The sequence below is a fragment of the Halalkalibacterium halodurans genome, assembly GCF_004376175.1.
Classification (GTDB): Bacteria; Bacillota; Bacilli; order Bacillales; family Bacillaceae_D; genus Halalkalibacterium; species Halalkalibacterium halodurans.
On sequence record NZ_SNUY01000057.1, the window covers coordinates 15,101 to 29,452 of the forward strand.

General features: G+C 43.5%; 20 protein-coding genes and 1 other annotated feature. Of the genes, 3 read left to right on the forward strand and 17 right to left on the reverse strand.

Going from position 1 to position 14,352, the window contains the following annotated elements:
* The 9 genes from E2L07_RS15850 to E2L07_RS15890 form a co-directional block, all read right to left on the reverse strand.
* Positions 1-809, reverse strand: an 809-nt coding sequence (locus E2L07_RS15850) for an ISL3-like element IS652 family transposase (protein ID WP_478292535.1), incomplete at its 3' end; no start/stop codon positions are given.
* A 161-nt stretch (positions 810-970) separates the two neighbouring features.
* Entirely contained in the window at positions 971-1,255 is a 285-nt protein-coding gene (rpmA, locus tag E2L07_RS15855; RefSeq protein WP_010899153.1) for a 50S ribosomal protein L27, read from the reverse strand.
* A gap of 5 nt (positions 1,256-1,260) precedes the next feature.
* On the reverse strand, positions 1,261-1,602 hold the full coding sequence (locus E2L07_RS15860; protein ID WP_010899154.1) for a ribosomal-processing cysteine protease Prp: 342 nt from the start codon (positions 1,600-1,602) through the stop codon (positions 1,261-1,263).
* Positions 1,603-1,610: 8 nt separating this feature from the next.
* Positions 1,611-1,919 carry a 50S ribosomal protein L21 gene (gene rplU / locus E2L07_RS15865; protein ID WP_010899155.1) on the reverse strand — a complete coding sequence of 103 codons (309 nt, stop codon included), beginning with the start codon at positions 1,917-1,919 and terminating at the stop codon, positions 1,611-1,613.
* Positions 1,920-1,931: 12 nt separating this feature from the next.
* Positions 1,932-2,004, reverse strand: a sequence feature (ribosomal protein L21 leader region).
* 171 nt (positions 2,005-2,175) lie between these two features.
* Positions 2,176-3,519, reverse strand: a complete 1,344-nt coding sequence (locus E2L07_RS15870) for an ISLre2 family transposase (protein ID WP_134228557.1) — start codon at positions 3,517-3,519, stop codon at positions 2,176-2,178.
* Between the two features lie 385 nt (positions 3,520-3,904).
* Positions 3,905-4,243: a bacillithiol system redox-active protein YtxJ gene (gene ytxJ, locus E2L07_RS15875; protein WP_053430598.1), complete on the reverse strand. Its 339-nt coding sequence runs from the start codon at positions 4,241-4,243 to the stop codon at positions 3,905-3,907.
* Positions 4,244-4,255: 12 nt separating this feature from the next.
* Positions 4,256-5,758, reverse strand: a complete 1,503-nt coding sequence (locus tag E2L07_RS15880; protein WP_010899158.1) for an Rne/Rng family ribonuclease — start codon at positions 5,756-5,758, stop codon at positions 4,256-4,258.
* A gap of 184 nt (positions 5,759-5,942) precedes the next feature.
* Positions 5,943-6,812, reverse strand: a complete 870-nt coding sequence (locus E2L07_RS15885; RefSeq protein ID WP_134230045.1) for a M50 family metallopeptidase — start codon at positions 6,810-6,812, stop codon at positions 5,943-5,945.
* Positions 6,805-7,587, reverse strand: coding sequence for a M23 family metallopeptidase (locus tag E2L07_RS15890; RefSeq protein WP_010899160.1), 783 nt, complete (start codon positions 7,585-7,587; stop codon positions 6,805-6,807). The genes E2L07_RS15885 and E2L07_RS15890 overlap by 8 nt, the downstream gene beginning before the upstream one ends.
* Positions 7,588-7,689: 102 nt before the next feature.
* Here E2L07_RS15890 and E2L07_RS15895 point away from each other — a divergent pair, with 102 nt between their 5' ends.
* Positions 7,690-8,286, forward strand: coding sequence for a molybdenum cofactor guanylyltransferase (locus E2L07_RS15895; RefSeq protein WP_010899161.1), 597 nt, complete (start codon positions 7,690-7,692; stop codon positions 8,284-8,286).
* Between the two features lie 205 nt (positions 8,287-8,491).
* On the opposite strand, the gene moaD is transcribed toward E2L07_RS15895, so the two are convergent.
* From moaD to E2L07_RS15920, 5 genes are read right to left on the reverse strand one after another with little or no spacing between them, the layout of a single operon-like run.
* The gene (gene moaD, locus E2L07_RS15900) at positions 8,492-8,728 is read right to left on the reverse strand and encodes a molybdopterin converting factor subunit 1 (protein WP_010899162.1); all 237 of its coding nucleotides are present in this window, start codon (positions 8,726-8,728) and stop codon (positions 8,492-8,494) included.
* Positions 8,725-9,195, reverse strand: a complete 471-nt coding sequence (locus tag E2L07_RS15905; protein ID WP_134230046.1) for a molybdenum cofactor biosynthesis protein MoaE — start codon at positions 9,193-9,195, stop codon at positions 8,725-8,727. The genes moaD and E2L07_RS15905 overlap by 4 nt, the downstream gene beginning before the upstream one ends.
* A 2-nt stretch (positions 9,196-9,197) precedes the next feature.
* On the reverse strand, positions 9,198-9,707 hold the full coding sequence (mobB, locus tag E2L07_RS15910; RefSeq protein ID WP_053430594.1) for a molybdopterin-guanine dinucleotide biosynthesis protein B: 510 nt from the start codon (positions 9,705-9,707) through the stop codon (positions 9,198-9,200).
* Complete coding sequence (locus E2L07_RS15915) at positions 9,704-10,975, reverse strand: molybdopterin molybdotransferase MoeA (protein WP_134230047.1); 1,272 nt, start codon at positions 10,973-10,975, stop codon at positions 9,704-9,706. Before E2L07_RS15915 ends, mobB begins: the two co-directional genes overlap by 4 nt.
* Positions 10,976-11,008: 33 nt before the next feature.
* Positions 11,009-11,521 carry a MogA/MoaB family molybdenum cofactor biosynthesis protein gene (locus E2L07_RS15920; protein ID WP_010899166.1) on the reverse strand — a complete coding sequence of 171 codons (513 nt, stop codon included), beginning with the start codon at positions 11,519-11,521 and terminating at the stop codon, positions 11,009-11,011.
* 180 nt (positions 11,522-11,701) lie between these two features.
* Here E2L07_RS15920 and moaC point away from each other — a divergent pair, with 180 nt between their 5' ends.
* Together moaC and E2L07_RS15930 are read left to right on the forward strand one after the other, a co-directional pair.
* Positions 11,702-12,199: a cyclic pyranopterin monophosphate synthase MoaC gene (moaC, locus tag E2L07_RS15925; RefSeq protein WP_053431939.1), complete on the forward strand. Its 498-nt coding sequence runs from the start codon at positions 11,702-11,704 to the stop codon at positions 12,197-12,199.
* Between the two features lie 88 nt (positions 12,200-12,287).
* Entirely contained in the window at positions 12,288-12,668 is a 381-nt protein-coding gene (locus E2L07_RS15930) for a response regulator (protein ID WP_010899168.1), read from the forward strand.
* 72 nt (positions 12,669-12,740) lie between these two features.
* Here E2L07_RS15930 and E2L07_RS15935 read toward each other — a convergent pair whose 3' ends face one another.
* From E2L07_RS15935 to E2L07_RS21300, 3 genes are all read right to left on the reverse strand, one after another.
* Positions 12,741-13,256, reverse strand: coding sequence for a type 1 glutamine amidotransferase domain-containing protein (locus E2L07_RS15935; protein WP_053430592.1), 516 nt, complete (start codon positions 13,254-13,256; stop codon positions 12,741-12,743).
* 137 nt (positions 13,257-13,393) lie between these two features.
* The gene (locus E2L07_RS15940) at positions 13,394-14,227 is read right to left on the reverse strand and encodes an ABC transporter substrate-binding protein (protein WP_243854973.1); all 834 of its coding nucleotides are present in this window, start codon (positions 14,225-14,227) and stop codon (positions 13,394-13,396) included.
* Positions 14,131-14,352, reverse strand: a 222-nt coding sequence (locus tag E2L07_RS21300) for a transposase (protein ID WP_243854974.1), incomplete at its 5' end; no start/stop codon positions are given. The genes E2L07_RS21300 and E2L07_RS15940, both read right to left, overlap by 97 nt.

Sequence of the window (14,352 nt, forward strand, 5' to 3'; positions counted from 1 at the left end):
TTTTCCTTGTGGAATACATGTTTCATTCGCTTACACTTCTTGCGGTCATATGCATGAAAATCCTTTTGTACTCTTCTCCTTACTCCGTCAAGTGCCCAGTAGATATATCTACAAAAGTGGAATCGATCTGCAATGATAACTGGCCTTCCCAGAGCCTCTTGAACAGCAGCTTTAAAGGATGGACTCATATCCATAATCACCATCTGGACCTTACTTCCATGTCTTCTTAAGTAATCTTTAATCGTACGCTTATAACGGTTCGGCAGAATATCTAAGGGCTCTTTTGTCACTGCGTCAGCTATAATCAGCTGATATTTTCCTTCCTTTGTATCTCCTTTATACTCATCAATGGCAATAATAGCTGGCAATTCCTCTACGGGACGAATTTCACTGCTTGAAATTTGGTCAAACCGGCGAACGATGGTTGTGGCAGAACTTCCATAATTCTCAGCTGTTTCTTTAAACGTTTTTCCTTTGATCGCTCGAATAGCAACTGCCTGGTTCCACTCAATAGAAGTACGTTGGTATCGTTCTACAAACGAATTATTCTCGGCGAATCTCTTCCCACAAGCGCAAACATAACGACGTCTCTTATAAAAAATCTGTGTTTGCCTTTCAAACCACTTTAAATGTTTGATCTTTTGAATACGATAATCATGAACTTTTTTTGTCCTCTTCTGACATTTAGGACAACGGTGTACTTTCCGCTCCATCTCCACATAAAGACGCACGATCTCTCCAACCTCTTCAACCTTGGTAATGAATGTATCTTTTAACCCAGGAAAATTCATGGTAAAATTCATATGCACGCAACTCCATTCTTTCAAACTTGTTTCTAGTCAACTCAAGTATAAAAGAATTGGATGTTTGCGTGTTTTTTTATGCTCATATTTGTTTCTTAACCCCAACAAATATTATAGAGCCCAAAAGAAAAAGCCTTCCTCTCATGAGGAAAGCCTTCTTTACACAATTATTGAGCTTTTGGGTATACGCTCACCTGTTTGCGGTCACGACCAACGCGCTCGAATTTTACAACGCCGTCGACTTTCGCAAATAGAGTATCGTCTCCACCTTTACCCACGTTCACTCCAGGGTAAATGCGTGTACCGCGTTGACGTACAAGGATAGAACCGCCTGTTACCAATTGTCCGTCAGCACGTTTTGTACCAAGACGTTTAGAAATAGAGTCACGTCCGTTCTTTGTACTACCGACTCCTTTTTTCGAAGCGAAAAATTGAAGATTCATTTTTAGCATCATCTTCACCTCCTGATACGTTCTTCTATTTGAATATGCTCACCGTAGCTTTCAGCAATCGATTGAAGGGAGATATTCATCCCTTCCAAAAGAAGTTGAACTTTCTCAAATGTCGTCTCTTCCAAATCATTTGGAACACGACAGCGGAGAAATCCACCTTCATTCTCCATCTCAGTCACCAACTCCACTTGGCACAAGGCAATAATGGCGTTGACCGTCCCGAGGGCAACAGCTGAAGCGCCAGCACACACGAGATCTTGACCATAAGGTCCTGCATCCGCATGTCCTGACATCGTGAACGAAACGATATCGTTTTGCTTATTACGTTCAAAAACAACGTCAATCATGTCATACCTTACGCATTGATTTTTTCAATGACAACTTTTGTATAAGGTTGACGGTGACCTTGCTTACGACGGTAGTTCTTCTTTGCTTTCATTTTGAAAACGATGATCTTCTTGCCACGGCCATGTTTTTCAACTTTCGCCGTAACTGAAGCACCTTCTACATATGGAGAACCGACTTTTACGTCATCGCCACCAACAAGAACCACTTTGTCGAAGTTAACAGATTCACCAGCTTCTGCATCAAGTTTCTCAATGTAGATCTCTTGACCTTCTTCAACCTTAACTTGTTTACCACCAGTTTCGATAATTGCGTACATCCTTGCACCTCCTCATATACTCAGACTCGCCATTCTAGGTAGGGAGATCCATTTATAAACCTAGTCTGTGCGGTTGTAGTCATTGGGTGCGACCAAATAACTAACAAGAGATATCATACCACATATCAAAAATCTATGTCAATGTCCAATCCTCTCTGGTTTGAGTCAAGTATTTATAGGCAGTTTTTTTAACACCTTAAATTTGAAAGCGGATTCAAACTCTTAGGATACTCTCTTGGTAAGAATTTTGCCTTTTTTAAAAGCCAGACAACTCTTTTAATGCTTTGTAAACTGGTATGTTAGCTTTTCCTTTTAGATATAGAACATTGTCTCTAGTGGCTTCACCAATTGTGCTCGTAACTTTTTCTTTATAGTATCTTGGTGGGTTCTTTTCCACCTGTGTTTCAGTCCATTTTTCGATCCTGCCAAATAGTGTTTTTAAGGTCAATTTATCCAAGTAAGCTACCAAACCAGTGAACATGGCACTTACACCTTTATCCACCCAACTACGGCCATTTTTAAGTCTTTTGGCAAATACACTCATGGTTCCTTCTGCACTACCCATCGGACGCATTCCTGTTGTATCTATACCCTGTTCTTTAAGCCAGTTACGATAATCTCCCAAGGCTTCTGGATATTTCTCTAATTGGCGAATAAATGCTTCTAGACGTTCCTCTTGCTCATCATCCTCTAGCGTTCCGACTGCACTGTTAAGCTCTGTAAGCAATTTCTCATAATCATATGATGCAAGCGCCTTACGAATTGGACGATAACGTGGGTGATGACGGAACAAACTTCGAATCTCCCGTGCCACATGGAAACGATCAAGCGAAAAGAATGCACGATCTTTGAAATAGTCACGACAAGTTGTAATCCAATTTGCACCATCTCCATTTATTACCAACTTATGAATGGTTGGATCATACTCAAAGTTTTCGATGAGAAAGTCCTCAAACGCCTCCCAAAATGGCTGGTTCCCTTCATGTACGAAATGGCGTTTATTCTTCAGTCTTACTCGTTTCCCATTGACTTCCCAGCCTTGATGAACTGCGGCTATTTTCTCTTCTTTTCCCTTTTTTCGTTTACCTTGACGTTTTACAAACAAACCATCGACCTCTACAAATAATACAGGTTGATGTACATGCTCACGCTTTTTTGGAATACTCGAAACTTGTAATAAGTGTTGACGGATTGCCTCATGACTAATAACCCGATAGCCTAAAAGGGTTTCTAACGTACTGGCTGCTTTTCGATAGGAAGGTCCCTGAACAGCTAATTCAATAGCTACCTCCTCAATCAATGGGCTAAAAGAACCTGCATCCTCAAACTCTAAATAACGATCAAGGAGAAAAACATATTCCCCTGTCTCCCGGTCACGGTAATAATTACGATTTAATTCAATCTCTCCGAAGAGACTAGTTATATGATATTTTCTTTTATCAATGAGTCGATAGCGTTTTTTATCTCGTTCTTCTGCAATCTGCTTGTCCATGTCCTCTAATAGTGTTTTCATGACCTTTGAGAAGGTTTCCTGTAATTGCCTCCAAACTAATTGCTCAATCTGTTTTAAATTTGGATATACTGTGTTATTCTTTTGCATGAGGGGTTACTCCTTTGTTTGTGATTTAGTTTTGGTTGACTAAGATTCTACCAAGGAGTAACCCTCTTTTTCATGTTATTTGCTTATTAACTACCGCGCTTTCGCTTGGTGGCCCCCTCATTTGTTGAGCGTTCTAACGTTCCCTCAACAAATGAGGGGGTTAAATTTTGCCCACAATAATTTTACTCATACTCCTCTCTGCACATCGTTTCCCTCGTCTTGGACAAACTAGGACAAACTAGGGAAAAAATGAAAAAGGAGCTGACGATGAAATGGATCTTCTTACGATACTCAAATATGTTTGCAGCGCATCCGCTGTCAGTTGCTTGGTCTTCATTTACTCCTTCATGGCAAAAGAAGCGAAAAAGCAAAGCAAGTCTTCCCGTTAAACGAGGGCTGCTTTTAACGTATCTTGTTTAATGTCCCAATGAGACTTATTCCAGATCGCTTCTTGATCTTTGACGACAATGGCCTGTGGTGACTCGTGTTTCACACCTAAATCCTCCGCGATTTGGTTTGAGACAGGACGCGATTCGATCACCTTTACGAGTACAACTTGTCCGTCCCATTGAAGACCGTTTTCCAATAAAGCGTGTAACTCTTGATGAGCTTCAGCGCTCACCGGGCATTGCGTACTATGTTTAAATACAAGGACAGGTGTTTCCGTCGTCCCTTCAAATACTTCTTGCCATTGTTCAACTGTTGTTAGTTCTTTTACACTCATTGTGCCCACTCCTTATCGTTTTTTGATCCGCTCCACAAACTGTGTCGCTTCTTCGAGACTGCCAATATAACGAATCTCATACTGTTCTTCTTTTAACGTTTTTTTCGGTACTGCGAGAATTCGTGAGCCAATGGCAGTCTCCAATCTTTTTAAATGCCCCCCATCTTGTCCAAACAACACAGGAGCAATATGTGAAGGGAGCTCGAGAACAATTGCTTCAGCATCGGAGCCACGATATTCCCATAGTTCCCGTTCAATCTTAAATGCTTGTGCTTCATCTGACAAGACTTGACCTGTTCCCCGGCACGTCGGGCATGGTTTTGAAAGGGAGGCTTGCAACGATTGCCGAACTTTTTTCCTCGTCATTTCCACAAGCCCTAGACCTGTCATTCCAATGACATTTGTTTTCGTTCGATCGGTTTTCAACGCTTGTTCAAGCGTATGTAAGACAAGCTGTTGATCCTCCTCGCGTTTCATATCGATGAAATCAATAATGATGATCCCAGAGATATCACGTAGGCGAAGCTGATGAGCAATCTCCTTTGCCGCCTCGATGTTTACTTTAACAACCGTATCCTGTAAGTCTTGCTTCCCGATGAACTTTCCTGAATTCACATCGATTACCGTTAAGGCTTCAGCATGATCCATCATTAAATAGCCACCATTTTTTAACCAAACCTGTCGCCTCAACCCTTTTTCTATTTCCTTCTCGACCTTTAAATGTGAAAAAACATTCTCTTTTCCCTTATAAAGAAAGACGCGGGACTCCATGTTTGGATAAGAGGCAAGGAGCTGCTTGATGAAATGATACTCCTCTCTATCATCTACAACAATTTCCCCCACTTCGTCAAGGGGGAAGTCTCGCAAAATGCGCTCGATCAGGCCCGAACTTTGATAGAGAAGGGACGGCGCTTTTGCTCCTTTGCCCCTCTTTTGAAGCTCTTCCCACATCTGCCTGAAAAACAAGATCTCTTGCTCTGCTTCATGTCGAACCTCTTTTTTACAAGCCGTTCGAATAATTAACCCTTCGTCGTTAAGGAGTAATTGCTCCCATTCGCTACGCCAACGTTCTCGCTCCTCCTCTGGGAAGATTTTTTTTGACACTCCGACGTAGCCGGCTTGTGGCATGTAGACGACGTATCGACCAGGAAAAGCAACCACGCCCGTTAATCGCGGCCCCTTCGTACCGAATCCTTCCTTTGTCACTTGAACGAGAAGCTCCTCCCCTTCTTGGACAAAGTCAGAAATATTCCGTTTCTTTTTTTCATCCTCTTCCTCATTCGATAAGTGAAAAGAGAGGAGCTCATCGCGATACAAGAACCCATTTTTCTCCCGACCAATATCGACAAAGCAGGCTTGCATTCCTGGCAGTACATTGACGACACGCCCACGATATACATTTCCGACAATCCGCTCTTCTACAGGGCGTTCAATCATAAGCTCAATGACTTGTCCATTTTCCACAACCGCCGCTCTTCGCTCTCTCGTTGCCATATTAAATAAGATCGATTTCACACTGTGCAACTCCTTCTTCGTCCCGCTTTTCCCGTTTAACTGATGCGTAGACTCTCACTTCAAGGCAACAAGAAAGAAGAAGTGAGAGAGACAACCCTATTGCATCAGCGAACATACAGTTGGGAAAAGCCTACCACTAAATGAGGTTTCGCTTTATCTCCTTTTACTTTACCTTATGTGATCATTATTTCGCAATGATCGTCGATAATGGTGCTCTTGGGAGCTTCGCTTCAAACAATGCTCTGAGCACCTCGGTCTCTGGAAGATAATGCGTCCTTTTTTGTTTTGCATCATTTACGATGATCGTATGAATGACTCCTCGTCTAAATTGCTTCGCGACTTCGGACACCTCTTGATGTGCTGAGACCACAACCGGCAAATGCGGCTTCCCCTGCTGGCTTAAGCCGATGTAAAATCGCTCCGTTAAAAAGCGGATAAACCGATAATGACACTGTTTATATTCGAGGTAATTGTTCACTATTAAAAAGGCAAGTACAAGCCAAAGGTTCAAATGAAATGGGTAAAGGATGACGGCAACACAAACAGCTACCGTCAAAAATAGAAAAGACAGGCCTACTGTTCGCCTCAAAGCCAATCGGTAGGGCCAAAACCGCATGCATAACAATTGTATAAGCCTTCCACCATCTAACGGTAAAATGGGCAACAAGTTAAATGCTAGAATCGTCACATTGTACCAAAGAAACTGTTGATAGGTTGATACATTCCACATCTCAAGTGCCACGAGCCCATAAGAAACAGCCATCATCCAAACGTGTTGAAGCGGACCAGCCGTGATAATAATGACCTCTTCTTTAAACGATCGATTGCCCCCTTCTTCTACTTCCGCTACACCACCGAACGGGAGCAACTCAATCTTTCGAATTCGCCAGCGAAAAAAATGGGCCGCTACTGCGTGCCCCATTTCATGCACAAAGACGATCACAAATACCATCAACACTTCCCGAAAATATCCCGTCAACACCCCCATTCCGATCACAAACCAGAAAAGCGGATTGACCTTCATTTTTTTAAATAGCGCCAAATAGCTAATCAAATCGAATCACATCGCTCGGATCCACGTAGTTTTCTCCTTGCTTCAAGGCAAAATAATAAACCCCTTTTTCACCGTCCTCTGCTCTTGAAGCTGTCCCAATCTTTGTCCCTGCTTCAATATGGTCGTATACATTGACCGCTACGTTATCGATCATTCCATAGATGGATTCTGATCCGTCATAATGCTGCAACGTCACCATTTTCCCCTCTTCACTGTTATTAATTTCAATGACGTACCCAGATTTCGCTGCTTCAACCTCAGCTCCCACGCCCGTCTCCACGAGAACCCCCCGGCCGTTTTGCTCAAAGCTTTCTGTAATTACCCCACTTGCAGGTACGGCAAAGACCATTCGTTCCTCATCTTGGTCTGGGTCTCCTAGAGCAAACTGATCATTGGAAGGAATGAGCGCAAGGGGTTGGCCAAATTGCTGCTCATACCAATGGGCAATAGCGGCAAATTGAAATTCTTGTTCAAACGCCTGTTCCACCCCTGCCCTTAACGGTTGAAGAGGAGCTGCGTTCGATTGAAACACGATTGCAATCACGAGAAATAAGCAAATTGAAATTAATGTGCGAAATAAAAGCAACCCTTGCCGATCCGTTGAGGCTCTCGGTTCATTTCGCTCTGGATACACGTAAACCTCTGGTTCCTCCCTAGCTTCTTCATGACGTTGAAACATTAGAGGTACCATTCGCTCACTTTTTTGTGTTCTCTCGTTTATTTCCCTTCTCCGTAACGCTAATCTTTTTCGAAGCTTATCCAATTCACGAGCCATTGATCCCCCCACCTTTACATAGACCTTCTTACTTGACTATATGACTTGTCCTGACTCGTTATGTCATAATGAAAAAAAGGTTTCTATGGAGGTATACGTGCAATGAATCACTTGGATCGCATTGGAGTCATTTTAGCAGGGGGAAAGTCAACAAGATTTGGTCGACCAAAGGCTATGGTCCAATATCAAGAGCGCTATTTTTATGAAGCGAGCCTTGATGCATTGCAGCACCATACCGATCAAGTGCTAATCATCAGCCATCCGACGTTAACAAACCAATTCAGACGGAATGAGGGTATACGAGTGATTGAGGACGATCCACGTTATCAAGGGTGTGGACCACTTGCTGGAATATTTACCGCGATAGAAAAGGAGTCGGCCTATTGGTATTTAACCGCTCCATGTGATACTCCTTTTCTAAAAAAAGAGATTTATGACATTCTCTTTTCTTATCTAGACCAAGAACCAGACAAAAAGGCGGTTATTCCTGTCGTCAATGGTCGAAAACAGCCGTTGATTGGCCTTTACCATCGCTCCTGTCTCGCACCAATCCAAAGCTTGCTAGAACAACAACGTTATAAGGTAGGCTTCTTATTCCAATTGGTTGATACGCTATTCGTTGAAGATAAGGCCTTCGAGCAGCTCCACTCTTCGTTTGTCAATATCAATCGGCCAGAGGACTTGTCAGAATGGACTTGAGTATTAAAAAAACCCCCCCGCATTACTGGATCAATCCCAACTGAAGTGAGTTGCCATCCGGTGATATTTACTCGATAAGTCTACTTATCTTTTTTTGCTTGTGAGAAAAATAGGCAGTTGCCGAGATTTTGTAGACCAGAAGCTCCGTTAGCTTTAGAAAATGTAAAAAGAAAAAGCGAGATCTCTCTCGCCCTTTGATCTACATTCACCCACCGCTTACAGGGGGAATCAACGCGACCACATCTCCAGCTTTAACAGTCATATGATCATTCGCATATTCTTCGTTGATAGCGACCATGATTTGTTCAAGTGAGCCTAGGGCGGGAATTTCCTTCGCCACCATTTCTTTAAGCTCCCCCACCGTCTTCCCTTCCCCTGCTAATAACAGACGGTCCGTTTCAGCTTTCTCACTTAACTCGGCAAATAATAGAATTTCGATCATTCCTCTCCCTCCATCTTTGGCGCTCCTTCAGGATATGAGGTTGTCTCTAATTGATCCCCGACCCACATTTCGCCATCCTCCCAATGTTCTTTTTTCCAGATTGGGACAATTTCTTTGATTCGTTCTATCGCATAGCGGCTTGCTTCATACGAATCAGCGCGGTGAGGGGTTGAAACAGCAATGACTACCGCTACATCGGTAATTTCTAGCCGACCTATTCGATGAGTAATTGCGACCCTCGCCTCAGGCCAGCGCTCTTGAATTTCTTGGCCGATTTGCGCCAACTTTTTTTCTGCCATCGACGGATAGGCCTCGTACTGTAAATAAAGGGTTCTCTTTCCCTTTGTCAGCTCACGAACGGTGCCAATAAACGTATTAATCGCTCCTGCATGTGGGTGAACGACCTGATCGATCACTTGCTGGATCACAATCGGTTGTTCCATGATGGCAAATCGTTTGCTCGTCATGCTTACACCTCCAACCAGTTGATGAGATACGATAAATAGCGTTCTTCTTCATGGATTGTAAACACAGGTACATCCACTATTTGCTGAAGCTGTGCAGCATCCTCCCACACAATTACAGCTATCACTTTTTGTAGCTCACGTAAAAGAACGGCCTCCTTCTCATCTTTCAATAAAACAATTTTCGCGTACGGTTCATGTTTATAACCTTCAATAAAAACCCCGTCTAAATGAAGGGAACGATAAAGTGAAAAAATGTCTTCCAGCCGCCAAGGGGCAGGTTTACTCATCTGCACTTGCAACTCCCCATTTGAAGAAACGGCACTTGCTACAGCTCCTGCTTGTCTGTGCTTGTACGAATCCTTCCCTTTATCAAGAGCTGTTAGGGGGGAACCATGTCCATGATGCTTAATCGTCGCAAGTTTCATCCCTTTTGCTCGACCTTGTGTAATCAATTTCTCGAGCAACGTAGTTTTTCCCGAATTGCTGAAGCCTACCACCTGCAAAATTTTCATGCTTCGCTCAAAGGCATTGATCCGCCTTCCCCTTTTAATAGCAACACATCTACTTCATCTCCGGCTTGAAAACCTCTCGTTCCACCCGGTAGCATGAGCAGCCCATTTGCATTTGCCAGCGACGTCACGACGCCTGATTTATCAAGACCTGTTGGCTTCACAATCAAACGGTCAATTTTAAATTCAACTTGGCTGCGAACAAAACGGGTAAACGGATTCGGCTTCGGGAAATCTCGTCCTAGTGTGGCCTTCACCCGCTTCAAGAAAGGCTGTTCAGAACAAAAGCCAACATGGATGAAGGGGCGAACGAGAAGTTCGAAGCCAACAAAGCAGGCTGAAGGATTTCCTGAAAGACCGAACAACAACTGGCCCTCACGTTCGGCAACGGTTGTTACACTTCCAGGGCGCATCGCAATTTTATTAAACAACACATTCGCTCCTAGCTTTTTGTAAATCGCGGGGAGATAATCATAGTCCCCAACCGATACCCCTCCTGTCGTGACGAGCACATCAACATCGGCCAACGCTGTTGCAATCGCATCATAGCATTGATCAAAATCATCAACAAGCTTACCTAAATAAACGGGTTCAGCCCCAATTTGTTTCACCTGAGAAGCGACCATATACGCATTGCTGTTGCGTATTTTCCCTGGGACAAGAGGCTCATCAACCTCTAATAATTCAGTCCCTGTCGCAAAAATTCCGATCTTCGGCATTTTATATACCGGAACCTTCGCGTAGCCGAAAGTGGCAAGAAGCGCCTTGATTCCTGCATCAATTTGCCGCCCCTTCTCCACAAGTGGCGTTCCCTCTTTCGCGTCTTCACCGCAAAACGAAATGTTATCGCCCGGTTGGAATGAGCGTTTAACTTCAATAAAACTCTCACCCGCTTCGCTTATCTCTTTTGTTAATTCAAACATTACAACCGCATCGGTTCCTTCTGGCATCTGCGCCCCTGTCATAATCCGAATAGCTTCACCTTGGGAAGGGACTTTCTGTGCTACTTGGCCAGCGCCAATTTCTTCGATAATTTTTAACCGAACAGGAGTCTCTCGGGTCGCATCCTCCGTATCTACTGCACGTATAGCAAAACCGTCAAGAGGAGATTTATCAAAAGGAGGTACGTTGTGATCGGCTACTAGAGGTTGTGCTAAAAAACGACCGTCTGCTTCTTCTAGCGGCACCCATTCCATCGCCCGCTCCTTTGCAAAAGCAACAACTTGTTCAACAGCCTCATGAACAGGGATCGGCACTCTTCGCTCTACCATTTTTTCGTCACCTCATGTCATCAAGTCTAATTTTTACCGATCCTTCAAAATTTCCCGCATCACATGGCCAAGCTCCGGAATGATAATGCGTGTCATGGCTAGCTTTACCGCCCCTGTTGACCCAGGCATAGAAAAAATCGCCTTTCCGTCACGTACACCGGCAATTGCTCGGCTCAGGATCGCAGCTGTACCGATATCCTCCTGGAAGCTAAGTAGACGAAAAATTTCGCCAAATCCAGGCATCTCTTTATCAAGACTGTCTCGAACCGCTTCATACGTTGTGTCGCGCAGAGCGATTCCAGTGCCTCCGTTTAGAAGGATAGCATCAATGTCTGCTCGTCCAGCAGCCACCTTTAACCAATGCTGAATTTGGCTATACTCGTCCTTCACAATTTGATATTCCGTCACTTGATGCCCTTTTGCTTCCAATAGTTCACGAATGAGAGCGCCGCTTTTATCTGTGTCGTACGTTCTCGTATCTGAAATGGTTAAAATCATACAGCGTACAGTTTTCGGCGCTTCCTTTCGATGTTGTTCTACAGACATTTCGTTCATCCTCTCCTTTATTGACAAACTGTTTTCTGTTTACTATGATAGCACAGAATTAAGTTTACTAAATAAGCGCTCACTAAGTAGTGAACTTTTTCACTTGAAAACAAACATACTGCCAAGACTCAACGGCTGAAAATCAACTTACATAAAGAGTAAAAGGGGATGAAGAAAGGCATGAGGGATTTCACCCATTTTAACGAGCAGGGACGGGCGAAAATGGTCGATATTTCGGAAAAATCCATAACCGAGCGTACGGCTGTCGCGAAGTCAAGTATAGAAGTGAACAAAGAAATTTACGAGAAGATTACAGCAGGTAAGATCCGTAAAGGTGACGTACTCGCGGTCGCACAAATAGCTGGCGTCATGGCTGCAAAAAACACGTCCCAATGGATTCCTATGTGTCATCCACTTTCATTAACAGGTGTAGACATTTCCTTCGAGTGGGAAGAAACTAGGAACCATTACTTACTTCATATTGAAGCATCTGTTAAAACAACAGGACGCACTGGCGTAGAGATGGAAGCATTAACTGCCGCATCAGCTACTGCTTTAACGGTCTACGATATGTGCAAAGCGATTGATAAAGGGATGGTCATTGGCCCTACGTATTTAGTGAAAAAAACAGGCGGCGTCCACGGTGATTTTGAACGAAGCTCCAGTCAAAAGTCATAAATGTGAAACAGTACTTGATCTTATCTCAACAATTTCTTAATATAAAAGTAACACACTTCATAACTCAGAAGACTTCTGGAGGATATGTATGCAACCTTTTCGAGTCACGTTGGTAGAGGACGAGCCTAGTCATGCGACGCTTATTCAATACCACTTAAATCAGTTAGGGGCTGAAGTGACGGTTCATCCTAGTGGGAGCGCCTTCTTTCAGCACCGGAGTCAATTGTCGACCTGTGATTTACTGATTGTAAGTGATCAACTAGTGGATCTATCCATTTTTTCTCTCTTAGATATCGTAAAAGAGCAGACCAAGCAACCATCCGTCCTCATCTTAACGACAGGACGACATGAGTTAATCGAATCTTCTGAACATAATCTCTCGTACTTACAAAAGCCGTTTGCGATTTCAGAATTACGGGCTGCCATTGATTATCACAAGCCCTCCATGGGAGTAACGATGAACGTGTAGCTTTCGCCCCTATGTGGAACAATGCTTTCCATAGGTAAGAGCACTTGCCGATTGGCAAGTGCTCTCTTCGTGTTAAGTTAACACGTTTAAGGATTCACGGTTAAAGGCAGGTAAATCATCTGGCGTTCGGCTCGTGACCAAGTTCCCCCCACAGACGACCACCTCTTGATCATAGAAATTAGCCCCTGCGTTTCGTAAGTCAACCGCGATCGACTTATAGCCTGTCACATCACGTCCCTTTAATACACCTGCGTTAATTAAGAGTTGAGGACCGTGGCAAATCGCCATGATCGGTTTTTTCGCATCGGCAAAAGCTTTTGCAAACGCTACGAATCGATCATCCGCACGTAAAATGTCCGGTGAAAATCCACCTGGGATTAAGAGAGCATCAAACGCATCTTCTGTTACTTCATCGATACTAGCGTCAATTGTGATCGTCGATTCACCCTGCTTTCCTTTCACTTTTATCCCTTTTTCCTTTTCAATCGTTACGATGGAGTGACCAGCCTCTTTGAACGCTTTCACCGGTTCTGTGTACTCCGAATCTTCAAATAGATTGGTTACCACAACTGCGATCTTTTTCCCCATGTTCTCGTTCACTCCTTTTTTGTTCTCAGTGTTCGTATTACCCGAATGCCACACGTTCAAACACTTCTAATTGTAAAAAAAGATGTGATAAATATATTCAATTCTCATGTCTCATTTTATTTTTAGAAAACTTGGCTTTATCGTTTAACAGCATCTCTCATATAGAATATACTACTTGGATATTGCCAAAAGCCTTCAACCTGTTCGCCCAGTCCTGCCAACAGTTCAGAATGGTATAAAAATACGAGTGGAACCTCATCTACAATAATTTGCTGTGCATCTTTGTAGAGCTCAAGTCTAGTAGCTTCATCCGTTTCTTTTCGTGCACGCTCCAGTAAATCATCTAGCTCTTCATTTGCAAAGAACGTCCGATTACCAGGAAAGCCTCCATTCTCGGAGTGGAACATTGGATATAAACCGTAATCAGCGTCTAAGGTCACCGTTCCCCAGCTACTCACAAACATTTCCGTATCACCATTTCCCGCCAGTTCTAAAAACGTACTTGTTTCCACTGTTTCGACCTGTACATCGATGCCGATTGCCTGGAGCTCCTGTTGAACAAAAACTGCGATATCCATAAACGCCCGTGTATCGTTAGAGACAATAGTCGTTTCAAAACCATTTGGATATCCTGCCTCATCCAAAAGAGCTTTAGCTTCCTCTACGTCTTTTTTGGCAGCTGAAAACTGATCATCATAACCAAAGACAGTCGGAGCTAGCGGTCCTTTGGCAGGCAATGCCATCCCATTTAAAATGCCGTTGATAATCCCTTCCTGATCAATGGCCTTCGCAATCGCCTGTCGAACAAGTGGATCATTAAACGGTTCCTTTGTTGTGTTAAATCCTAAATAGGTTAAGTTTGAACTTGGAGACTTCAATACTTTAGTCCCAAGATGCTGTTCAATGCGGTTAACATCATTCGGATTAACGGGATAAATGATATCTGCCTCACCCGTCTCAAGCTCAGCCAACGCCGAAAACCAAAGGCATTTCTCTTAATCACCTTCGTTTGATTATTCAGTCCTTCAATAAAACCATTGTTTAAGCCAAACGCGAAGCTATTCAAGATCTCGGTCTGCCAGTTCTTCAGCGTCTG

Excerpts from the sequence above, each read along its gene's own strand:
- E2L07_RS15930 (WP_010899168.1), top strand. The coding sequence starts at position 12,288 with ATGCAACCTTTTCGAGTCACGTTGGTAGAGGACGAGCCTAGTCATGCG.
- E2L07_RS15895 (WP_010899161.1), top strand. The coding sequence starts at position 7,690 with ATGAATCACTTGGATCGCATTGGAGTCATTTTAGCAGGGGGAAAGTCA.
- rplU (WP_010899155.1), bottom strand. The coding sequence starts at position 1,919 with ATGTACGCAATTATCGAAACTGGTGGTAAACAAGTTAAGGTTGAAGAA.
- E2L07_RS15890 (WP_010899160.1), bottom strand. The coding sequence starts at position 7,587 with ATGGCTCGTGAATTGGATAAGCTTCGAAAAAGATTAGCGTTACGGAGA.
- E2L07_RS15915 (WP_134230047.1), bottom strand. The coding sequence starts at position 10,975 with ATGGTAGAGCGAAGAGTGCCGATCCCTGTTCATGAGGCTGTTGAACAA.
- moaC (WP_053431939.1), top strand. The coding sequence starts at position 11,702 with ATGAGGGATTTCACCCATTTTAACGAGCAGGGACGGGCGAAAATGGTC.
- E2L07_RS15920 (WP_010899166.1), bottom strand. The coding sequence starts at position 11,521 with ATGTCTGTAGAACAACATCGAAAGGAAGCGCCGAAAACTGTACGCTGT.
- ytxJ (WP_053430598.1), bottom strand. The coding sequence starts at position 4,243 with ATGAGTGTAAAAGAACTAACAACAGTTGAACAATGGCAAGAAGTATTT.
- rpmA (WP_010899153.1), bottom strand. The coding sequence starts at position 1,255 with ATGCTAAAAATGAATCTTCAATTTTTCGCTTCGAAAAAAGGAGTCGGT.
- E2L07_RS15870 (WP_134228557.1), bottom strand. The coding sequence starts at position 3,519 with ATGCAAAAGAATAACACAGTATATCCAAATTTAAAACAGATTGAGCAA.
- moaD (WP_010899162.1), bottom strand. The coding sequence starts at position 8,728 with ATGATCGAAATTCTATTATTTGCCGAGTTAAGTGAGAAAGCTGAAACG.
- E2L07_RS15935 (WP_053430592.1), bottom strand. The coding sequence starts at position 13,256 with ATGGGGAAAAAGATCGCAGTTGTGGTAACCAATCTATTTGAAGATTCG.
- E2L07_RS15905 (WP_134230046.1), bottom strand. The coding sequence starts at position 9,195 with ATGACGAGCAAACGATTTGCCATCATGGAACAACCGATTGTGATCCAG.
- mobB (WP_053430594.1), bottom strand. The coding sequence starts at position 9,707 with ATGAAAATTTTGCAGGTGGTAGGCTTCAGCAATTCGGGAAAAACTACG.
- E2L07_RS15860 (WP_010899154.1), bottom strand. The coding sequence starts at position 1,602 with ATGATTGACGTTGTTTTTGAACGTAATAAGCAAAACGATATCGTTTCG.